Genomic DNA, 19,970 nt, shown 5'->3' with positions numbered 1-19,970 from the left:
TCCTCCGCCCCGGGCTGCCCCCCCCCCTGGCTCACCACAAAAAAAACCCCCCCCCCCCCCCCCCCGCGGGGGGGGGGGGGGGGGGGGCGCGGGCCGCCGCCCCCCACCACCAGTGACGCACACCTGGGAAGATGTCGTGGAGACTTCACTTCACGCGCCACAGGGCGAACTGCGGGTGGCCGGACTGATGCGGGAGCCCTCACCCGAACTCCGGACTCCTATTCGGATGGAGAGCACGCTGTGCCGCGTCCGGGTGCACGCCAGCGGACGCGATACAGCTTTCGATCTCGCCGTCTCGGATGCCGTGGAGGACTATCTCCTGCAGCTGTGGGAAACCGAGACCGACGAGCCCGCTGTCGCTCTTGGAAGTGACCGGTAAGGCCGGGAGCTGTTGCGCCGATCCCACCCGCTGTTACGGAGTTCCTTCCCTGCCGACGAGCACACACACCCGATCCCGCGCACGCCTCAGCCTGCACATCGCCGCGACCGGCCTGCTCATCAACCTCGCCGGAGTCCATCTCCCCCGCACGATCTCCACCGCCAGCCGCCTGTTCCTCGGAGTGGACCCGATACCCGCCACCGCCACCTGGACCACCCCGGTCCTTGCCGTCGGCATCACCACGTTCTTCCTCGGCATCGGCTACCCCGGAGCACGCACCGCCCTGATCAAAATCCACCTCTGGTTCGAAGCCCGCCGCACCTACCGCCGACTCCGCCCCCTCTGGGAAGCCCTCGTCGAACGATTCCCCACCATCGCCCTGTTCCCCATGGCCACACCCCGGCGCGAACGCCTCCACCTCCGCGCGATGCGCCTGCGGACCTACCGCCGCATCGTCGAAATCCGCGACGGCCTCGTCTGTCTCAGCCCATACCTGCCGGAGCCCACCGACACCGCGCACACCGCCGCCGAGCAAGCCAAGCTGATCCACAGCGCACTCCACGGCAGCACCAGCTCCGCCATACCCCGACGCGCACCCAGCATCATCGCGCCACCCACATCCACCGAAGCAGCCGCCGATACTCGGCAACTTCTCTCCATCGCCGACGCATTCGTCGAGCTGAGATCAAAGACCGGTTCACGCTCTTAGCCAGCATCCCGCTCCAACGGGAGAAACAGGAATTGATCAGGCGGGGCCGCCACAACCAGACAGAAAGCGAGAATCACCATGTAAAACGCTCATAAACCCGCGATGGTCTTCATCGAGCGCCCAGGACCGGTATTCTCGCCCGACTCATCCTTCACCGCTGCGAACTTCCAGTACGCGCGATCCTCATCGGCCCTGGCAGGCCGATGCCACAGTCCATTCTGTGTGAAAGCGTCGGTTGTAACGCCGTTGCGATCCTCATCGGCCCTGGCGGGCCGATGCCACCGATGACCTGTCCGCGCTGGTCCCGTCCGAGCTGGCGTTGCGATCCTCATCGGCCCTGGCGGGCCGATGCCACCCTGCTTACGCAGGACAATCCATCTTCCATTGAGGTTGCTGTTCTCCGGCCGTCATCGACACGCCCGGGAATCGCTTCGGAACCAAACGGTGTGTCCCAGGACGCTACCCACTCCGAAGCTTCGATCAGAAGATGAGCGGGGTGTCGTAGCCTGCCGGCGGTGAATGGCCGAGATGTTGAGCTTCGTTGAAGGCCCGGCCGGGGAGGCGGTAGACCCGGATGCTGTCGAGTTCCGGATCGATGATGTCGAGCAGGCGTTGGCGCAAGAGCAACAGCTGCACTTCGCTCATGACGATCTCGAACACGGACTTTTGCACCCTGACTCCGTACGCTTCGCAAGCTTTCGCGACTCGCCGGAGCCTGCGACGTCCGGCTGATGTAGTGGTGTCGACGTCGTACGTGATCAGAAGTTCCACGTCAGCTCGCGATCCACGGTTCGTAGGCGGGCTGATCCCCGCGGAGGTGCCGCGCGAGCAGCGCGCCTGCACGTTCGGAAGGAGGCCTGCGGGCATCTCACGCTTGAGGGCGGAGTGCCGCCACGTTCGTTCGCGTGCTTTCGACCATCGGTCTAGCACAAACGCCCTACCATCCTCGGTGAGCGCGACACCACCGGCTGGATCTTGGGTGGTGTGCTTGGCGGTGATCTCCTTCCGGTTGAACAACGACAAGACGAACCGATCGACCAGCAGCGGCCGGAACTCCTCCATCAGATCGAGCGCCAGCGAAGGCTTTCCCGAACGAACTCCGTGCAAGTACCCGATGTAGGGATCCAACCCGACTTGTTCGAGGGCACCGGTCAACGCCACGCGGAGCATGCCGTAGCCGACGGACAGCACGCAGCCGAGATCACACTCGAGTACGGCAACATTTCGCTTGCCTGGCGCACTTTACTCCCGACGAGAGCTGCAGCACGCGTCCGCTGAAGAGCGCTCGAACGGCGGTACCGAGGCCACTCCGGGCGCGGTCGAATAGCGTTTGATCAACGGGATCGGCAGGGGGAGATATCTGCATGCCCGGCTGGGGCGAGCACGAGCATGCCGACGGAACGACCAATGCCGTGGCAGGTCGCGCCGGTATGGTGATCCAGGCGGGCCGCATCGACGGTGCCGTTCACGTGCACCAGATCGCGTTGGACCCTCATACCCCGAGGCAGCTCCCCTCCGCCCCGCACTCCTTCATGGGCCGCGATGCGCAACTCGGCACGCTGCACGCAGGTCTTCGTGCTGAAGAAGCCCAGGACGGCTCGCCGCCGATCGTCCTCTTGTGCGGAACTGCGGGCGTCGGCAAGACAGCCCTGGCAGTGCAGTGGGGCCACCAGGTTCGGGACCGATTCCCGGACGGGCAGTTGTACGCGAACCTGCAAGGGTTCGGCCCGGTCGAGCCGGTCGAACCAGCCGAGATCTTGGGAAGGTTCCTACGCGCGCTGGGCATTCCTGCCGGGAACGTTCCAGGAGATCCCGACGAACGGGCGGCGCTGTACCGAACCACGCTCTCCCCGCTCCGGGTGCTCGTCGTGCTGGACAACGCCGCATCGGAACGACAGGTCCGCCCGCTGGTCCCGGGCTCCTCCCGATCCCACGTGGTCGTGACCAGCCGGCGAGTTCTGTCCGGGCTCATCAGCACGGATGGCGCCGAACTTCTGCAACTCGACGCGCTGAGCGGAGAGAGCAGTACCGCCTTGTTGCGGATGTTGGTGGGCAACCGCGTCGACGACGAGTCGGGGGCGGCCGGTGAGCTCGTGCGGTTCTGCTGCGGCCTACCGCTCGCGCTGCGCGTCGTGGGGCAGCTCGCGAGCACCCGACCGTTGACGCCGTTGGCCGAGCTCGCGGCAGAGCTCGCTGACGAGCGCAGCCAGTTGGACGTGCTGGAAGCCGAGGACGACCCTGCGACCGATGCACGAGCGGTCTTCTCCTGGTCCTACGACAAGTTGTCCGACGAGGCCGCACGGGCCTTCCGGATGTTCGGCGTGCATCCGGGGCGCGAACTGGATCGCTACGCCGCGGCCGCGTTGCTCGACACGAGCCCCAGGGACGCCAACCGGGCGCTGGATGCTCTCGTACGCGCGCATCTCCTCACCCAGCCGATCTCCGGGCGCTTCAGCATGCACGACCTGCTCCGGGTGTACGCCATGGAAAAGGCCCAGGAGCACGACACGGGGCCTGCACGCGAGGCCGCGCTGCGGCGCATGTTCGAGTACTACCTGCACGCCGCCGAGCGCGCCGACAAGATCCTCACGCCAGGCCGATACCGCATTTCCCTGGCAGGCGAGACACGGGAATCGCCCGAGCTACCGGACCACGAATCAGCACTCCGGTGGTTCGAATCCGAGTTGCCCAACGTGTCGGCGCTCCTGCCCACCGAACGCATCGCGCGGGACCCTGACCTGTGGCAGATGGCGTACACGCTGCGCGGGTACTTCTTCATCTCCAAGCACTGGGAGGAATGGGTTCGCACCCACGAACTCGCGCTCGCGGCCGCCCAACAGGCTTCGGACCGGCACGCGGAAGCCCACACCCGAAACAACCTCGGGCTGGCGCTGTTGGAACAAGGACTGCTGCGCGAGGCATCCGAGCACTACGAGGTGGCCCGGGAGCTGTTCAGGAACGTCGGGGACGAACACGGCGTCAGCAACGCGATGGCCAACCTCGCAACGGTGCTGCACCACCGGAACGTGCTCGAAGCAGCACTGCGGGAGAACGAGGAGGTTCTCGCCCGCTACGAGGATGTGGGCAACGACCGCAACGTGGCGATCACGTTGCGGAGCGCGGCGCTCGTCGAGATCGACCTCGGACGCTTCGGCGCCGCGATCAGCCGCCTCCGCCGAGCGCTTTCCATCTTCCAAGACCGAGAATTGCACGTCGACGCCGCGATGGCGCTCAACGGGCTCGGCGAGGCCCACCTCCCCGCCGGCAACCCGGACGAAGCACGACGAGCCCACGAGCAGGCCCTGACCCTCGGAGCGGAGTGCGGCAGCGGCTTCGAGCAAGCACGAGCTCTCGAAGGACTCGGTCGCGTGGCGCTGGGCGAGGGTGACGGCGCCTCGGCTCGCGAGTTCTGGGAAGACGCGCTCGGCCGCTATCGGCGGCTCGGTGCGCCCGAGGCGCAGCAGCTCGTCCACGAGCTGGAGCAGCTCCAGCGCGGGGCGGAATCTGCGGCGACACAAGCCCCCGAGCAGTCCGGCGCTGATCCGCCCGAGAACCGCGGAACCAACGACCACTGCTGATCCACGAGCACGGGCACAAATGCCGACCTGGGGGCAACCATGGCCGCACGTCCGGAGGGGGACGACTCCGCCCTCGTCGTCTTCATCTCCTACTTGCACGAGTCAGACGAGCACAAATCGGCCGTCCGACAGCTCGCAGACCTCCTTATCGACGAGGGATTTGATGTCCGAATAGACGCCTACACTTTGATCGATAGAGTGAACCTTCAGAATTGGATGCAGCAAGAGATCGAGAAAGCCGACTACACTCTCGTCATCGTCTCACCAAACTACGAGAAGGTAGCTCTTGGCGAAGTGAACTGGAACCAGAGCAGAGGCCTCCGTGCAGAAGTAGAGATCATGCAGTCTAAACTCAACTTCGATCGCACCACCTGGACCCCGAGGTTCCTACCGGTGCTCATTCCCGGACACACCGTTGACGAAATCCCAGAGTTCCTCGGTCGCTCAGTATGCACTCACTACGAAATCGACGGCTTCACGGCAGACGAAGCAGGAGACCTACTCGACGTACTATACAAATTTCCAAGTTCTATTCCACCCAAGCGGGGAAACCTGCAAGAAAATAGACAGCGCCACCTGGAACGCAAGAAGTCCCGAGCACGAGGTGGACACCAAGCTTCAACGATTCCTCCCGCCAAGAGCGCAACGAAACCAGCGGAGCCACCACACCCGCTCATCGCCGCCCACAGCCCGAACGAACGCGGCGACTGGCACTCGCTCGGTGACCACAGCCGTTCCACCGCCACCCTCGCTCGGGGCTTCGCGGAACACTGGGGCGCGGGACCACTGGCCGAGGCGTTCGGACTGTTCCACGACGCGGGCAAAGCTTCCTCGACCTGGCAGCGCCGCCTTCGCGAGGTACAGGGGTCACGAAGCAGTGTGGGTAGGCACGACGAGCTCGGGACCCGCATGGTGAAGGACGTGGCGCACCTCGGCGCGATGGCAGTGCTGGGACACCACAGCGGGCTCAGCGGTGTCAGCGAACTCAAGCGAGTGCTGCGTGCCTCCGCTCCGGAAGGGGAAGCCGAGGCGAAGGCACGGTTCCTCGCGGAAGTGCCCGAGGCCCAGGAGATACTCGATGGTGGTTCCTTGATCCCGCAAACGTGGATCGAGGACCCGCTGCTGTACGAGATGGGCCTCCGGATGACCTTCTCCGCCTTGGTCGACGCGGACCGACTCGACACCATCGCGCACAAGAACGGCACCCGGCCGACCGGTGAATCCGCTGCGGACATGGACGTCTTGGTCAAGCGTTTCGAGGATCGCCGCGCCGAAATGCTGAAGGAACTCCCCCCGCGACCGATGGACGCCGTACGCCAAGACGTCTACGACAGCGTCCTCGCGAAGGCGACGCTGCCACCGGGGATCTACCGCCTACCCGCGCCGACCGGAGCCGGCAAGACCCTGGCACAAGGCGGTTTCGCGCTGCACCACGCGAAGAAGTGGGGCAAGCGGCGGATCGTGGTCACGATGCCGCTGATCACCGTGACCGAGCAGAACGCCCAGATCTACCGGCGTCTGCTCGACCAGACCGGCGCACCCGTCGTCCTCGAACACCACTCCCAGGTGCACATCGACGAGTCGAACGAGCGTGAACGCGCCGAGTGGGTGAAGGCCGCCTCGGAGAACTGGGATGCGGCGTTCGTGGTGACCACCACGGTCCAGCTGTTCGAGTCGATGTTCGGCAGGCACCCGTCGCAGGTGCGCAAGCTGCACCGGTTGGCGAACTCGGTGCTGGTGCTCGACGAGGTGCAATCGCTGCCGCCTCGACTGCTGCTGCCGATCCTGGATTCGCTGCGCCTGCTGGTCCAGCACTTCGGCACGACGGTGCTGTTGACCTCGGCGACCCAGCCCGAGTTCCAGAGCCTGTCGGTGTGGCGCGAGATCCAGCTCGAACCGACGAGCCTGATCGACGACGTGGCCGACCTGTTCGAGCGGGCCCGACGCGTGGAGTACGAGTGGCGACTCGATCCTCGCCCGACCTTCATCGAGGTGGCGGAAGAGCTGGTCGAGCAGGAACAAGCCTTGGTGATGGTGAACAGCACCAAGGACTCCCGGCGGCTGTACCGGTTGCTGAAGGAGCAGCGCGACGACGTCTGGCACCTGTCGAGCAGGATGTACCCGCGCCACCGAAGTCGTGTGCTCGAAGAGGTCAATCGGCGGTTGCAGGAAGCGCAGCCCGTCATCCTCGTCGCGACCCAGCTCGTGGAAGCCGGGGTGGACATCAGCTTCCCCCTCCTCTGGCGTGCCATCGCTCCCGCTGACTCGCTCCAGCAGTCAGCCGGACGAGCCGGCAGGCATGGCGAATCCACCGCTCGTGTCGTGATTTTCGACCCCTCGGACGGACATGCCCCTCCGGAGTACAAGACGCGCATCGCGGTGACACGTTCACACTTCGGTCCGGGCAAGGCGGATCCGGACGACCCGACGGCCTTGCGCGAGTACTACCTGGAGCTGTACCGCAAGCTCGGGCTGGAGGGCTCCAACATGCGCAACGCTCGCCACCTCAATGCAGGGCGCACGATCCAGGAGAGCCGCAAGAGGCTGGAGTATCGGGACGTGGTCGACGGGCCTTCGCGTGACGCCGGCTTCGAAGGAGGCCGACGCGATCGCGACAAAGCGTTCCGCATGATCAGCCAGAACTCGGTCCCGGTGGTGATCCACGACGGATCTCCCGAACAGCAGGCACATCTCACCGCGTTGACCGAGGACAAAGCCGACGCCGCGGCCGCCGTTCGTGCATTGCAGGGGTGGATGGTCCAGCTGCCGATCTGGACGGTGGACAAGCTCCGCGACGGGCACCTGGAGCACGTCGTCGGCGATCTCAACATCTGGCGCGGGCCCTATGACGAGGGAGTCGGCATCGACGAGGAGCCGCTGGTCGCGGAGAGCACCGGCTGAACGCTGCCACCACGTGCTCTATCCGGGTGAAGATCGGCGAAAGCGGAGACCATGACCGGACAACTCCCCGAACATCGTTGTGTGGCAACGACATCGAGTCCGGACGTGCAACGCGGCAAGGTCACTCCCGTGTCCGTCGAGGTCTGGGGGGATGGGGCGCTGTTCACCAATCCCGCGTTGAAGGCCGAGCGGGTCACTTATCCCGTCATGACGCCATCAGCAGCCGTGGGCGTGCTGGAGTCGATCTTCTGGAAGCCGGAGATGCATTGGCGCATCGAGGCCATCGAGGTGCTCGAACCGATCCAGCAGTTCACCATGCGCCGCAACGAAACCGACGACCTGGCCTCGCTCACCGACGCGGCCTACGGCAACCGCCGAGTCGACACCGCCGGCAACCGCGTGCAGCGCAACGCCGTCTGCCTGCGCAAGGTCCGATACCGGATCCACGCCCAGGTCGATCTCGCAGCAAGGGCGAACAAGAGCGCTGCAGCGTACCGCGACCAGTTCCGCCGACGGGTCGAGAAGGGACGCTGCTTCACGCAGCCCTACCTGGGGACGCGCGAGTTCACCGCGTACTTCAGCGAAGTCACCGAACGCCCACCGCTCCAGTTCTCCTCATACCTCGGATGGATGCTGCACACCGTGCACCACGGTGATAACGGCGAGCCGCTGAGCTTCTCCTGGTTCGAAGCCGAACTGCGCCATGGTGTCCTGCACGTTCCCCGGTCGGGCACCAGCGGTCGGGACGGGGCACCGAGCTGATGCTGCATCACATCGTGGAATACGCCCGCGAGCACTGCGACCTCGACCGTCCTTTCCACCGCGTCCGCGAATGCCAGTGGGAACTGGACATCCGCACCGACCGGGGCGAGATCACCGAGGCTCGCCTGACGCCGTTGGCCGACGAGACGGACGAGGGCAAAGGACCCGGGTACCCAGTGCCGACCTTGTACCGATCCAGCAAGGTCGACCCGCTGCTCGCAGCCGACACGGTGCAGTACGTCCTCGGCTGGGCCGACGAGAAGGCCAACGTCGCGCGCACCGCGCAGTATCACAGCGCCTTCGCGGACCTCATCCAGCGTTGGAGCGAAAGCTCCCACGCCACGGACGACCCCATCGCGCAGGCTCTCGGCCGCTTCTACCGCGAGCACCGAGTGGCCACAGTCGAACGACCCGACGAGTTCACGTCGAACCAACGGGTTCTGCTAGCGGTCGACGGCCAAGCCGCGCACGAGGCGGACTCGGTCCCGCCGTTCTGGTTCGACGAGGTGCTGCGCAGAAAGGGCACCGGCACATCCGGGACGTGCCTCGTGTGCGGGCAGATCAGCCCGCTGCTGAGCAGGATCCCGCTGCCGATCTCCGGAAAGCTCGTCCCGGGCGCGTCCAATGAAGCGGTCCTGGTCAGCATCAACGAGCGTGTGTTCGGCTACGACCTGAGCGAGGCGCTCCACCACGTACCCGTGTGCGCGACCTGTGGTGACGCGCTCTCCGCCGGGCTCGAAGACCTCCTCGAGCGGGACTCCATCACGTTGCGCGGCCAGGACAGCAGGACCGCGTGGTGGCTCGTGAATCCGAAGATCCCCACCCATATCGACGCACTCGACAAGCCCGACCAAGAGCAGATCCGCCATCTGCTGTACAGCGTGTGGAAGCCCGATGAAACCGACGGCGCGGGCCGCCTCGACGAGGAATCCCTAGGAATGTTCTATGCCTTGTCCGTCGGCGGCAACCGGTCCCGGATCATGATCCGGGACTGGATCGAGATGCCCCTGATCCAGCTCGAATCCAACATCCGCAACTGGTTCCTCGATCACGAGACCGAACCCGCCTGGCCGGACGGGCACCGCATGCACGGCATCAAGGATCTGGCTCGCTGCCTCGGGAGATGGGAAGCACGGCGGGGCCGGTACGTCGACTTCACCGACCGCAGCTCCGATCGGCCTCGCTACATCATGCGGGAACTGCACCGCTGCGCGCTGCGCAAGAAGCCACTACCACCCGCGTTGCGCGCCCACCTCGTGCACCGGATCTCGTCCGACGGTCACGTCGACGATCGCCGTGCCGCGCTCATCCGGCTGGCACTGAACCGCAGCGCGTCCACCAAGGAGAACCGCTCCATGCCACCAGGACTCGACCCGGACCACCGGGACCCCGCCTACCTCGCCGGCAGGCTCTTCGCCGTTCTCGCCCAGCTGCAAGCGGCCGCGAACAACAACCGGGAAGCGAACCAGGACGATTCCGACGCCGAACAGCAGCAAGAGCTCAACACCACCTACACCGACCGCTTCTTCGCCGGAGCGGCGCGCAACCCGCGTACCGCCCTCGTCACCGGGCGCCTCGATGCGAAGGCGTGGTTCAGCAAGCTCCGCCGCACCGGCCGAGGCGGACTGTCCACCCACTTCGAGAAGCAGCTCCACGCCATCTACGGCCTGATCGACGCGACCGACGGTCTCCCCGCCACGAACAACCTCCAGCAGCAGGAGCAGTTCATCCTCGGCTACCACCACGAACGCGCCGCCCGCCCCACGAAAACAGAGCCAGGCGCCGAGGAAGAGCACACCGACCAGCCCACCGATGACTGAGGAGCACGAATCCATGACCACCGCGGTACACCTCGATCCTGCCGTGCGGCACGACATCGTGCTCCTCTTCGACATCACCGACGGCAACCCGAATGGTGATCCGGACGCCGGCAACCGGCCTCGCATGGACAGCGAGACCGGGCACGGACTGATGACCGACGTCGCGATCAAGCGGAAGATCCGCGACACGCTCCCCCTCGCGTGCGGCGACGACATCGAGCGGTACGGAATCTTCGTCGAAGCCGGGTACGCCCTCAACACCCGCCTGGAAGAGGCCTACGAGACCCACGGCTGGGAACTCGAAGAGCAGGGCAAGAAGCGCCAACGCACGATCACGCCGGAGCAGGCCGAGCAGGCCCGCGCATGGCTGTGCCACCGCTACGCCGACATCCGCCTGTTCGGCGCCGTGCTCTCAGTGGGCAAGACCAACGCACTCGGACAGATCCGCGGCCCGTTCCAGGTGACCATGGCCCGCAGCATGGAACCGATCGTGCCGATGGACCACGCCATCACCCGGGTCACGCAGACGAGGCAAGCGGACATCGACAGGGGCGAGAGCACGGAGATGGGCGGCAAGTGGACCGTGCCCTACGGCCTCTACCGAGCCGAGATCTCCTACTCCGCCGCACGCGGTACCAAGACCGGCGTCGACACCCGGGACTTCGAACTGCTCTACCGAACCCTCGAGATGATGTTCGACCACGACCGCACCGCCAGCAGGGGCGCGATGTGCACCCGCGGCCTCTACGCCTTCAGCCACGACAACGCCTTCGGCAACGCGCCGGCCCACACACTCACGGAACGCATCCAGGTCACCCGGGCCACGGATCAAGCAGAGCCAGCACGGCGCTTCGGGGACTACACCGTTGCTGTGAACGATGCCGAGCTCCCCCACGGCGTCGCGCTCACCAAGTTGGTCAGCTGATCGACGCGATCTCATCACAGGAGTAGCACCGCGATCCGCCGAATCGCTGCTCGCCGGCGAGCGGGAATTCGCCACGACACCAGAAGTGACAACACCGGAAAACCCAAGGCGTGCACGAAGAGCGGACGCGGTGCGCCATAATTTCAACGTGGAGAACACCTACGACTACGACGTCGCCGTCACCTTCGCAGGCGAAGATCGTCAGTTCGTGCAGCAAGTGGTCCGGGAAGTCACCGGCGCCGGTTACAAGGTCTTCTACGACCAGGACGAACAGGTCATGCTCTGGGGCGAGGACCTCACCGAGTACCTCCCGAAGGTCTACGAGGAACGCGCTCGTTACGCCGTCATGTTCGTATCGTGCCACTACGCGGCGAAAGCGTGGACCAGGTTCGAACGACGAAGTGTTCTGCTCCGCGCATTAGAACAACCCACGCCCTACCTGCTGCCGGTGAGCCTCGACGGCACCCCGCTCCCGGGCGTGAGGTCATCCATCAGCTTCCTCGACGGGGCGACGATGGGTGCCAGCGGCATCGCCGAGGCGATCCTGCAGAAGCTCAGCGGCGCGACGGCGGATCGAGGCGGCAGCTTCAACGGTTGCGTCCCTCGCGATGAACACCAGGCTACGATCCTGGTCGGCGAGCGCCCTGCGGGCTGGGAGTACCTGTTGTTCGCCTACTCGCTGGTGCGCGGTGTAGCCGAACTTCACGAACGATACCTCGACCATCGCATGGGCTACGCTCCGACGTCCGACTTCGTTCCTGAACACGAGGTCCAGCGCTTGGTGCAGCGCGAACTGGCGACCGTGCACAGCATCTCCAGAAATTTCAGGACCGTCCTCGACGCTGCCGCACAGCGATCCGCATTCGGCGAACCGGGCGAACCGGGCAACGTCGACGAGATCGTCCACTTGGCGAGCCGTTACGTGTCGGTCTATCAGTCGTTCATCGATTGGGCTTCCCATCTGCGGAGCTACGCGACGGTGTCCGATGAAGCCCATGACGTACTGCACGCACTCGCCCGGTATGCCGGGCAGCCTGTGGAACGGCTCCGGGACTTCGTCTACGAGTTCCGCGCCGAAGTCGACACGATGCACGCAAAACTCATCGCCGGTGAGGACGTCACCCTCGAAATAACCCTCCCCCTCGAGATTTCACCGGAAGACTCGGCGAACTTCGACCAGGCCCTAGAACGCTTCGAGCAAGCCCGTTCAGGATGAAGTCCGCCTGTTCGTCGAGGAAGGCGCGAAGGTCGTGATCGCCGACATCCTCGATGAGGAGGGCAAGGCGCTCGCCGACGAGCTCGGTGAGGCCGCGCTCTACGTGCGTCACGACGTCACCAGTGAGAGCGACTGGGCGGCCCTGGTGCCGGCCACCGTCCTTCGGTTTCTTTGGTACGGGCCTGGCCCCGGAAACCCAGTCCGGACTTCTTTCCGCCGTGTGGCGGGGATCAGACATCCGCGGTGTACCTCGCGGAGACGGTGCGGCCGGCGAGTATCACGACCCCGGAGACGAAGCAGGCACCGGCACCGACGAAGAGCGCGGCCGAGCCGTAGCCCCAGCCGAGCCCGGTGCAGACCGACATCAGCAGGCCACCGAGGATCGCGCCGGGCTGGCTCATCGCGAAGGCGAACGCACCACCGGTGGCGCGGCACTCGGTCGGGTAGCACTCCGATTGGAAGACCAGGATGGTCGCGTACGGCCCGAGCAGGAAGAACAACCCGATCATGTAAGTGACGAGCACGAACGCGACGCGGTTGGGGCCGAGCAGCATCAACGCGAACATGACCGCGGCCACGAGCCAGCCGAACGAGATCACCCGGTGCCGCGGGAAGCGGTCACCGAGCCAACCGTGGGCGAGATACCCGAGCGCGGCGACCACGTTCGACGCGACGACCAGGAGCAGGCTGTCGGAGGCGCTGAAGCCCTTCCCCACCTCGAGAACGGTCGTACCGAGCACGCTGAACGTCTGGATCGCCATCCAGTTGGTGAGCCAGCCGATCGCCAGCACGAGGGTGTTGCGCAGCTGGGCACGACGGAAGATCATCGACAACGGCGCAGCGGAGCGCTGTTCCTCCACCGCTCCCTGACCCTTCTGAGCCAGGAACTGCGGGCTCTCCCGCAGCTGACGGCACCACACGGCGACGATCAACGCCGGGATCGTGGCGAGCACGAAGACCCAGCGCCACTGGCTCGGGGCGAGGAACAGGGAGACGAGGGCGACGAATCCGGCCGCGGCGAGGGCGCCCAGCGGCCAGGCAGTCTGGACCATCGAGAACACGAATCCGCGGTGGCGGGTGATCCGTTCGTCCTCGGCGGCGGTGTAGAGCTCGTTGAGGTACCTCGCGTTGACGGACTGCTCTGACAGGCTCAGCCCGCTGATCGACCGGACTCCGACCAGACTGGCCGCCCCGCTCGCCGCAGCGCTGGCCGCGGACGCCAGAGCGGTGCCGGTGACCGTGGCGATCATGCCGCGACGGCGGCCGATGCGGTCCACGACCGGGCCGATCGCGAACATCACCACCGCTGTGCCCACGCTGACCAGCGTGGCGACGAGCAGAGCGAAGGACTCGGACCAGCCGAAGGACTCCGAGACGCGCGGCAGCAGCGTGCCGAAGAGGATGAAGTCGTAGACGGCGACGATCCCGGCCACCCAGCAGATGACCGTCGAACGGCGGATGTCCCGGAACGGGACCCGCTCGCCTTCCGATCCGTCCGGTTCCGTGCGTGCGTGGTCATCGGCGGGATCACGCGCGAGGCTTTCGGAATGCGTGGTCATGGAGCTCCTTGGCGTCGGGCCACCGAACCGGCGCGTGGAAACGGCGCGTTCGACGATGTCGAATAGCTCGGTGCAGGAAGACGCAGGCAGGGGCGGCTCCCGGCCGCGGCGCCTGCCAGCCTCGGTCACGCAGGCTTGTGGCCCGGCCGTCGACTGTTGACACAGTGGACCAGCGCACCGGGTACCGGCGTGGGCAAAGATGCGCGGCTCTGGGAACGGTCGGTCACTGCCCGAAAGGACAGTGCTCCACTACCCGAGCGAGGCAAAGACATTCCCGCAGTTCACTTTTATCCGCGTCAGTTGTTTTACTGGGTGCGGACAGTGGCGTCGCCAGGGAGGAGAGCAATGCCGAGCCTTCCCATGGGGGTACGCACCGAGTACCTGCTCGACGCGGGCCGGTCGGACACCATCGACGCGGCCCTGCGGCCGGTGCTCAGCGAAGTCCGCGGTCTGGTCGGCGCCTCCGTCGGTCTGGTGGGCTACCGGCCGCGCACGCCGCGCTCGGACCTGCTGATGCTGGCCGTCGACGCGCCAGATCTGGCCGATCCGCCACTGCCGAACGAATCGTTCCAGCTCAGCTCGCTGCCCTCTCGGCGACAGCCGGCCGTGCTCGCCGACCTGCTGCTGCGCTCCAATCTGCGCCCGCACCAGCTGCTGCTGCGCTCAGCGCTCGTGGTCCCCTGGGCCGACGAGCACGGCGACGGCATGGTGGTCGTCGGCCATACCAACACCACACCAGCCCTCCCCCGGACAACTGCGGACGTCGTTCGCCGCCTGAGCGCCAGCGTGCGCAAAACCGTCTCCACCGGCCGCCGGCAAGGTGCGGTGGAGATCAACCGCGACCTGCAGCAGGCCATGAAGGAGGTGGCCGCTGCAGCGGTGGACTGCGCCGACGTCGGCGGGACGCTGACCACGCTGCTGAGGTCCGCACAGCACCTGTTCAACTCCGACGTCGCCTACCTCTCGCTGCCCGAGCACGACGTCGACACGTTCACCTTCGACCAGGTGCTCGGCATCCACACCCCGGACTTCCGGCACCTGCGGATCCGCGAAGGCCAGGGGCTCGGTGGCTTGGCCCGCTCCGAACGCCACACAGTTCGGTCCCTCAACTACGCCCGCGACTCCCGGCTGCAGGCCGCCCCGGTCGCCGAGACCGCTCGCGAGGGCATCGTGTCCGCGATGGCCACACCGATCGTCGTCGACGAGCAGGTGCAGGCCGTCCTCTACGTCGGCGACCGCAAGCTGCGCCCGTACAGCGAGACCGACGAAGATGTGTTGGGCGAGTTCGCCGGCTACGCGACCCTCGGTCTCAAGCGCCGGGCGACGGACGCCTACCGGAGAGACGTCTTGCGTCGTCAGGAGCAGGAACGCCTCGCCTACGACCTGCACGACACCGCTGTTCGAGGGCTGCTGGAGATCGGCTTCGCCGCCGAGCGAGGCCACGAGGAGCACGGCGCCGACCCGGACGTCCGAGCCAACCTGGCGTCGATCGCAGCCGCCGCCGAGCGCTGCATGGACGCCTTGCGCGGCCAGCTGGACACGTTGATCGGCAGTTCTTCCGAACGCACTGCCGATCAGGTGGTGGAGGAGATCGCCGAGGCCTCGCTACGTCCTGATGCCGGACACCGCTTCACGACGAACCGACCCGACTCCACGCTCCCCTCCGCGGTGGCCGAAGCGTTGATCCGCATCGGCCAGGAGGCGCTGGTGAACGTAGACCTGCACGCCGAACGCCCTGCCGAGATCAGCCTGGAAACGACAGCCGAACGCTGGGTGCTCTCGATCGCCGACGCCGGTCCCGGGCCTCGCTCGACCTCCGGACACAGCGAGGAGCGCGCAGCCCGCAGCCACCTCGGCGTGCGTGCCATGCAGCGCGCGGCGGAGCAGGTCAGCGGCCAGGTCGAGCGCCTGTCACCACCCGACGTGGAAGGTTACGTAGTCCGCGCCACGGTACCCACGAGGAACAACTCATGATCAGGTTCTGCGTCGTCGACGACCACGAGATCGTGCACGACGGACTCCGCGCCATGGCCGACCGGGAGCCCGACCTGGAGTTCGTCGGCGCGGTTGCCTCAGCTTCCGAGGCGCAGGAGCTGGTCGAGGGCGAACGCCCGGACGTTCTGCTGCTGGACATGCGGCTGGGTTCCGGCAACAGCATCGACACCTGCGCCGTGCTGAGCGCGGCGTTTCCCGACCTCAAGATCGCCGTGTTCAGCGCCTACGGCAACGCGGAACTGCTCGAACGCGCGATCCGGGCGGGTGCGGCCGGTTACGTCCTGAAGGAGACGACGACCGCTCGTCTGCCCGGCATCATCCGCGAGCTGTCCACCAGCGGCAGTTACTTCGAGCCCCGCCTGGCCAGCGGTCTGCTCAAGCGGTCAGCGGGCCCGGAGCAACCGGCGTTCAACGATCGCGAGCTGGAGATCGTCCGGATGATCGCTCGCGGGATGGACAACCACCGCATCGGTGAAGAGGTCTGCATCAGTCCGCACACCGTGAAGTTCCACGTCACCGCGATGCTGCGGCGCCACAAGGTGCGCAGGCGCACCGAACTCGTGCGGGTCGCCATGGATCTGCACCTCATCGACGACAGCTGACCCCGGCCGCAGGAGAGGCCGGGGTCAGCGCCGTTCACGTCCCGGTCAGCCGCGGGCCCAGCTGGAATCCGCAGGTGCCTGCTCGACGCCCCGGACGTCGGGCAGCGCCATCTTGCGCTCGTCCTCCTCGTCGTCCACCCACGCCTGCGCGATCTCGTCGCACGTCGCGAACCAGACGCCGTCGTGCCCGGCGATGTGCTCGATCAGCCGCTCATACCAGAGGATGTTCTGCGCCTGCCCGATGATCTGCGGGTGCACGCAGGAAGCGAAGACCGGGTTCTCGACCCGCTCGTAGGCGTAGTCGAAGATGTCCCGCCACCGGCGGAAGATCGTCTCGGTGTCCTGCATCCCGGCCTGCGCACCGGTGTAGGCCAGCGGCGGAAAGTCGTCGAGGTACCAGTTCACCGGGATCTCGATCACCGAGCTGGCCGGGCCGGCCACGTTGGCGGACTCCCAGTTGATCTGCCAGCGCTGCGGCCGGTACGGCACCAGGTCCCGAGCCATCAGGCTGGTGTCGTAGCGGAAACCCGACTCCTCGATGATGTCCAGCGTGCTCTCGCTGTAGTCCCAGTACGGCGACCGGTACCCGGTGGGCCGGATGCCGAGCACGTTCTTGTACGAGTCGAAGGCCAGGTCGACCAACCGGCGCTCGGTATCGCGGTCGATCCCGGGCGGGATCTCGTGGTAGTAGCCGTGGTGACCGAACTCGTGGCCGGCTTCCAGCACCTTGCGGCACTGCTCCGGGAAGGTGTCCACCGAGTGGCCCGGCGTGAACCAGGTCGTGGTGATGTCGAAGCGCTCGTAGAGCTCGAGCAGGCGGGGCACACCCACCTCGGCACCGAACTGGCCTCGCGACATGGCCGACGGGGTTGGGCGGTTGAAGCCGCCCAGCCACAGCGCCTGAGCGTCGAAATCGGTGCCCAGGTTGACGGCGATCTTCTTGCCAGGCGGCAACTGCAGGTGACCCATGAGTCCTCTCCTTTGAAAACGGGGGTGCGGGGTGTTCGAGGCGTGCGTCAGGCGGACGGGTCGAGGCGGATGACCTGCTCGGCCGCTTCGTCCACGCGCTCGCGGCTGTAGAGCAGCGGGAAGGCCTCGTCACGGCTCCACGGCCCGAAGAGATCGGTGGCGTGCGGGTCGTCCAGGCGCCCGGATTGCCCGGGGGCGTTCATCGCCAGCGACGAGTCCCACTCGCCGACGTCGACGACGAGCCGGAAGGTCGCTCCGGCGCTCTGCACGAAGTTCGGTCCGTACGCCGTGTTTCCGACGGTGTCACCGCTACCGCCGCGCGGTGCCGGGCCGGCGACCAACCGGTCCTCGGGCACGCCGGTGAGCCGCGCCGCGAGCGGGTGCTTGGCCTGGGCGACGTGGAGACGTCCCCAACTCCACTGCGCGCGATCCGGACCGAGCAGCCCCACGAGGTCGGCCACAGCCGCGGGCAGGGTCGACGCGAACGTTGCGGCCAGGAACTTCGACGGCTCCGGTCCCAGGCGGTCGCCCGGTTCCTCGACCAGTTCCAAGTCGATCCTCGCGTCGGCGAGCAGGTCCTCCGCCGGCGAGATCCGCTGCGCCGTCTTCGACGCGGCTTCGGTCCCGACGTGGGCCTCCACAGCACGCGAGAGCAATGCGGGGCGCAGGTGCCGCCGATACCAGACCTCGAACAGCGCAGCCGCAGACGAATCCGCTGCGAGTTCACCGTCCCAGTCCAGCAGCATCGCGAGGCCGTCGGTGTCGGCGGGCACGTCGAGCTCGCGCAACCGGTTCACGATCCTCCGTGCGGGCACGCTGAGGTAGTCGCTCTGCAACGCGACCATGCTCTGCGGGGTCGCGTCGGTGGTCTTCGCCAGCACCTCGTCCAGGCGGTGCCGCCGGGACGGCGCGTACCAGTCGTAGGTGATGTGCCGGTCAGCCGGGAAGTCCTCGGGCAGGTTGCACTCGTTGGCCGTGGCGAGGAAGCCCCGTTCCGGGTCCACCGCACCGGGAAGCTGGTCTGCGTCGTAGAAACCGGCCCACTCGTAGCGCCCGTCGCCGGGCACCGGCAACGTCCCGTCCCAGTTCGGCCGGATCGGCGTGAGACCGCCGGTCTTCCACGCGATCGTGCCGGCCGGGTCGGCGTAGACCTGGTTCTCCGGCGGTGCGCCCCACCGGTTCATCGCGGCCAGGAACTCGTCGTAGTTCTGGGAGCGCATGTAGTCCATGCTGCCCAGGTACGGGGCCATTCCCGGTTCCAGCCAGGCGGCCCGGACCGCGAAAGCGGTGTGGCGCGCGTCGTCCTGGTAGATCACCGGGCCGTGCCTGGTGAACAGCAGCTCGGCTTCGACCGCTTCGCCGTCGCGCACCTCGATCGTCTCCGTCAGCCGCTGCATCGGCTCCCAACGACCCTGGTACCAGTACGAATGGGGGTCGTCCGGGTTGGTCTCGTAGACGTAGAGGTCTTCCTGGTCGATCGCGAAGATCGTCAGACCGAACGCGATGCGCCCGTTGTGCCCGATCGAGATGCCCGGCAGCGCGGGCTCGCCCCCACCGATCACGTCGAAGCCCGGTGCCGAGAGGTGCGCGATGTAGCGCAGCCCGGGCAGTGCCGCGGCAGCGCGGTGCGGATCGTTGGCCAGCAGCGGACGACCGGACCGGGTGCGCGAACCGGCGAGCACCCAGTTGTTGCTCCCCTCCGGAAGCACGTCACCTTGCGGGTCCAGCGGGGTGGACGGCCCGAAGGCCGGTGCTGAGGTGGCCAGGTCGTAGACCGACAGCACATCGTCCGGGATGACGTCGAGATCCAGCCCGTCCGGGATCGTCAGGTTCCGCTCCGGCTCGCGACGGCGACGCAGTTCTTCGACCTCACGTGGCAGGTCTCGCAGGGTCCGGGCGCGGGTGACCTCATCGCGCAGGTTGTAGAACAAACCGTGGCTGCGAATCCGCGCCACGTCCTCCGGTTCCCACAGGGCGGGCTCGTAACCCAGCTCCCGGAATTCGACGGGCAGCAGATCCGGGTCGCGGCGGGTCAGCTCGACGAAGGCGTTGATGCCCTCCACGAAGGCGACGCTCGCCCGCTTGGTGTCAGAACCGTAGGACAGCCACTCGCGGCGCATGTCGCCGCGGTAGAGGAACAGCCTCGCCGCGCGGTCCCGCTCGACGTGCTCGGCACCGAAGACCTCCGAGAGCCGCCCCAACCCCCGCCGGCGCCAGAAGTCGATCTGCCACAACCGGTCGCGAGCGGCGTTGAACCCTTGCGCCCGGAACGCGTCGTAGGTGTCCGTCGCATAGATGTGCGGGACGCCCCAGCTGTCGATCACGATCTCGACCGGTCCCTCCAGGCCCGGCACCGTGAACGACGTCCGATTCGGCTCTCGCCGCTGCACTTCCACGCCGATACCTCCAGCCTCACTGCCTTTGCTCAGCCGAGTGAAACAGCTCAAGCGCTCGTCACGTCGGCAAACACCAAGCGTCCAACGGGCACCGCCCCACTGCCCGTTCAGGTAGTGCGAACTCGCCCGAACGCGCGAAGCCGCGGGAAGAACGCGTAG

13 protein-coding genes are annotated in these 19,970 nt (G+C 66.7%); 9 read left to right on the top strand and 4 right to left on the bottom strand.

All coding sequences use genetic code 11. The features are described 5' to 3' along the window. Nucleotides 1–368 precede the first annotated feature (368 nt). Nucleotides 369–1,088 (top strand): MAB_1171c family putative transporter, encoded by a 720-nt coding sequence (locus tag LCD33_RS01085; RefSeq protein WP_224966706.1) that lies wholly within the window; start codon nt 369–371, stop codon nt 1,086–1,088. Nucleotides 1,089–1,568: 480 nt separating this feature from the next. Here LCD33_RS01085 and cas1 read toward each other — a convergent pair whose 3' ends face one another. Next, the gene (cas1, locus tag LCD33_RS01080) at nt 1,569–2,279 is read right to left on the bottom strand and encodes a CRISPR-associated endonuclease Cas1 (RefSeq protein WP_224966707.1); all 711 of its coding nucleotides are present in this window, start codon (nt 2,277–2,279) and stop codon (nt 1,569–1,571) included. Between the two features lie 173 nt (nt 2,280–2,452). On the opposite strand from cas1, the gene LCD33_RS01075 reads away from it, so the two are divergent. The 6 genes from LCD33_RS01075 (at nt 2,453) to LCD33_RS01050 (ending at nt 12,290) form a co-directional block, all read left to right on the top strand. Next, nucleotides 2,453–4,666 carry a tetratricopeptide repeat protein gene (locus LCD33_RS01075; RefSeq protein ID WP_224966708.1) on the top strand — a complete coding sequence of 738 codons (2,214 nt, stop codon included), beginning with the start codon at nt 2,453–2,455 and terminating at the stop codon, nt 4,664–4,666. 39 nt (nt 4,667–4,705) lie between these two features. Then, nucleotides 4,706–7,567 carry a CRISPR-associated helicase Cas3' gene (cas3, locus tag LCD33_RS01070; protein ID WP_224966709.1) on the top strand — a complete coding sequence of 954 codons (2,862 nt, stop codon included), beginning with the start codon at nt 4,706–4,708 and terminating at the stop codon, nt 7,565–7,567. A gap of 129 nt (nt 7,568–7,696) precedes the next feature. Further along, on the top strand, nt 7,697–8,329 hold the full coding sequence (gene cas5c, locus LCD33_RS01065) for a type I-C CRISPR-associated protein Cas5c (RefSeq protein WP_224966710.1): 633 nt from the start codon (nt 7,697–7,699) through the stop codon (nt 8,327–8,329). Further along, nucleotides 8,329–10,149, top strand: a complete 1,821-nt coding sequence (cas8c, locus tag LCD33_RS01060) for a type I-C CRISPR-associated protein Cas8c/Csd1 (protein WP_224966711.1) — start codon at nt 8,329–8,331, stop codon at nt 10,147–10,149. The genes cas5c and cas8c overlap by 1 nt, the downstream gene beginning before the upstream one ends. Before the next feature lie 13 nt (nt 10,150–10,162). Then, nucleotides 10,163–11,074, top strand: a complete 912-nt coding sequence (gene cas7c, locus LCD33_RS01055) for a type I-C CRISPR-associated protein Cas7/Csd2 (RefSeq protein ID WP_224966712.1) — start codon at nt 10,163–10,165, stop codon at nt 11,072–11,074. 148 nt (nt 11,075–11,222) lie between these two features. Beyond that, complete coding sequence (locus tag LCD33_RS01050) at nt 11,223–12,290, top strand: TIR domain-containing protein (RefSeq protein WP_224966713.1); 1,068 nt, start codon at nt 11,223–11,225, stop codon at nt 12,288–12,290. Between the two features lie 230 nt (nt 12,291–12,520). Here LCD33_RS01050 and LCD33_RS01040 read toward each other — a convergent pair whose 3' ends face one another. Beyond that, nucleotides 12,521–13,978: an MFS transporter gene (locus LCD33_RS01040; protein ID WP_224966714.1), complete on the bottom strand. Its 1,458-nt coding sequence runs from the start codon at nt 13,976–13,978 to the stop codon at nt 12,521–12,523. Between the two features lie 216 nt (nt 13,979–14,194). Between LCD33_RS01040 and LCD33_RS01035 the strand changes: the two genes are divergently transcribed. Continuing rightward, nucleotides 14,195–15,823 (top strand): GAF domain-containing protein, encoded by a 1,629-nt coding sequence (locus tag LCD33_RS01035; RefSeq protein ID WP_224966715.1) that lies wholly within the window; start codon nt 14,195–14,197, stop codon nt 15,821–15,823. Next, nucleotides 15,820–16,446 (top strand): response regulator transcription factor, encoded by a 627-nt coding sequence (locus LCD33_RS01030; RefSeq protein ID WP_224957821.1) that lies wholly within the window; start codon nt 15,820–15,822, stop codon nt 16,444–16,446. The genes LCD33_RS01035 and LCD33_RS01030 overlap by 4 nt, the downstream gene beginning before the upstream one ends. A gap of 45 nt (nt 16,447–16,491) precedes the next feature. Here LCD33_RS01030 and LCD33_RS01025 read toward each other — a convergent pair whose 3' ends face one another. Together LCD33_RS01025 and LCD33_RS01020 are read right to left on the bottom strand one after the other, a co-directional pair. Next, entirely contained in the window at nt 16,492–17,415 is a 924-nt protein-coding gene (locus tag LCD33_RS01025; RefSeq protein WP_224957820.1) for a polysaccharide deacetylase, read from the bottom strand. 47 nt (nt 17,416–17,462) lie between these two features. Beyond that, nucleotides 17,463–19,811, bottom strand: coding sequence for a penicillin acylase family protein (locus LCD33_RS01020; RefSeq protein ID WP_224966716.1), 2,349 nt, complete (start codon nt 19,809–19,811; stop codon nt 17,463–17,465). Between the last annotated feature and the right edge of the window lie 159 nt (nt 19,812–19,970).

Origin of the sequence: Saccharopolyspora sp. 7B, from assembly GCF_020177435.1 — a bacterium.
Classification (GTDB): Bacteria; Actinomycetota; Actinomycetes; order Mycobacteriales; family Pseudonocardiaceae; genus Saccharopolyspora_C; species Saccharopolyspora_C gregorii.
This window is presented reverse-complemented; position numbering and strand designations above follow the sequence as displayed.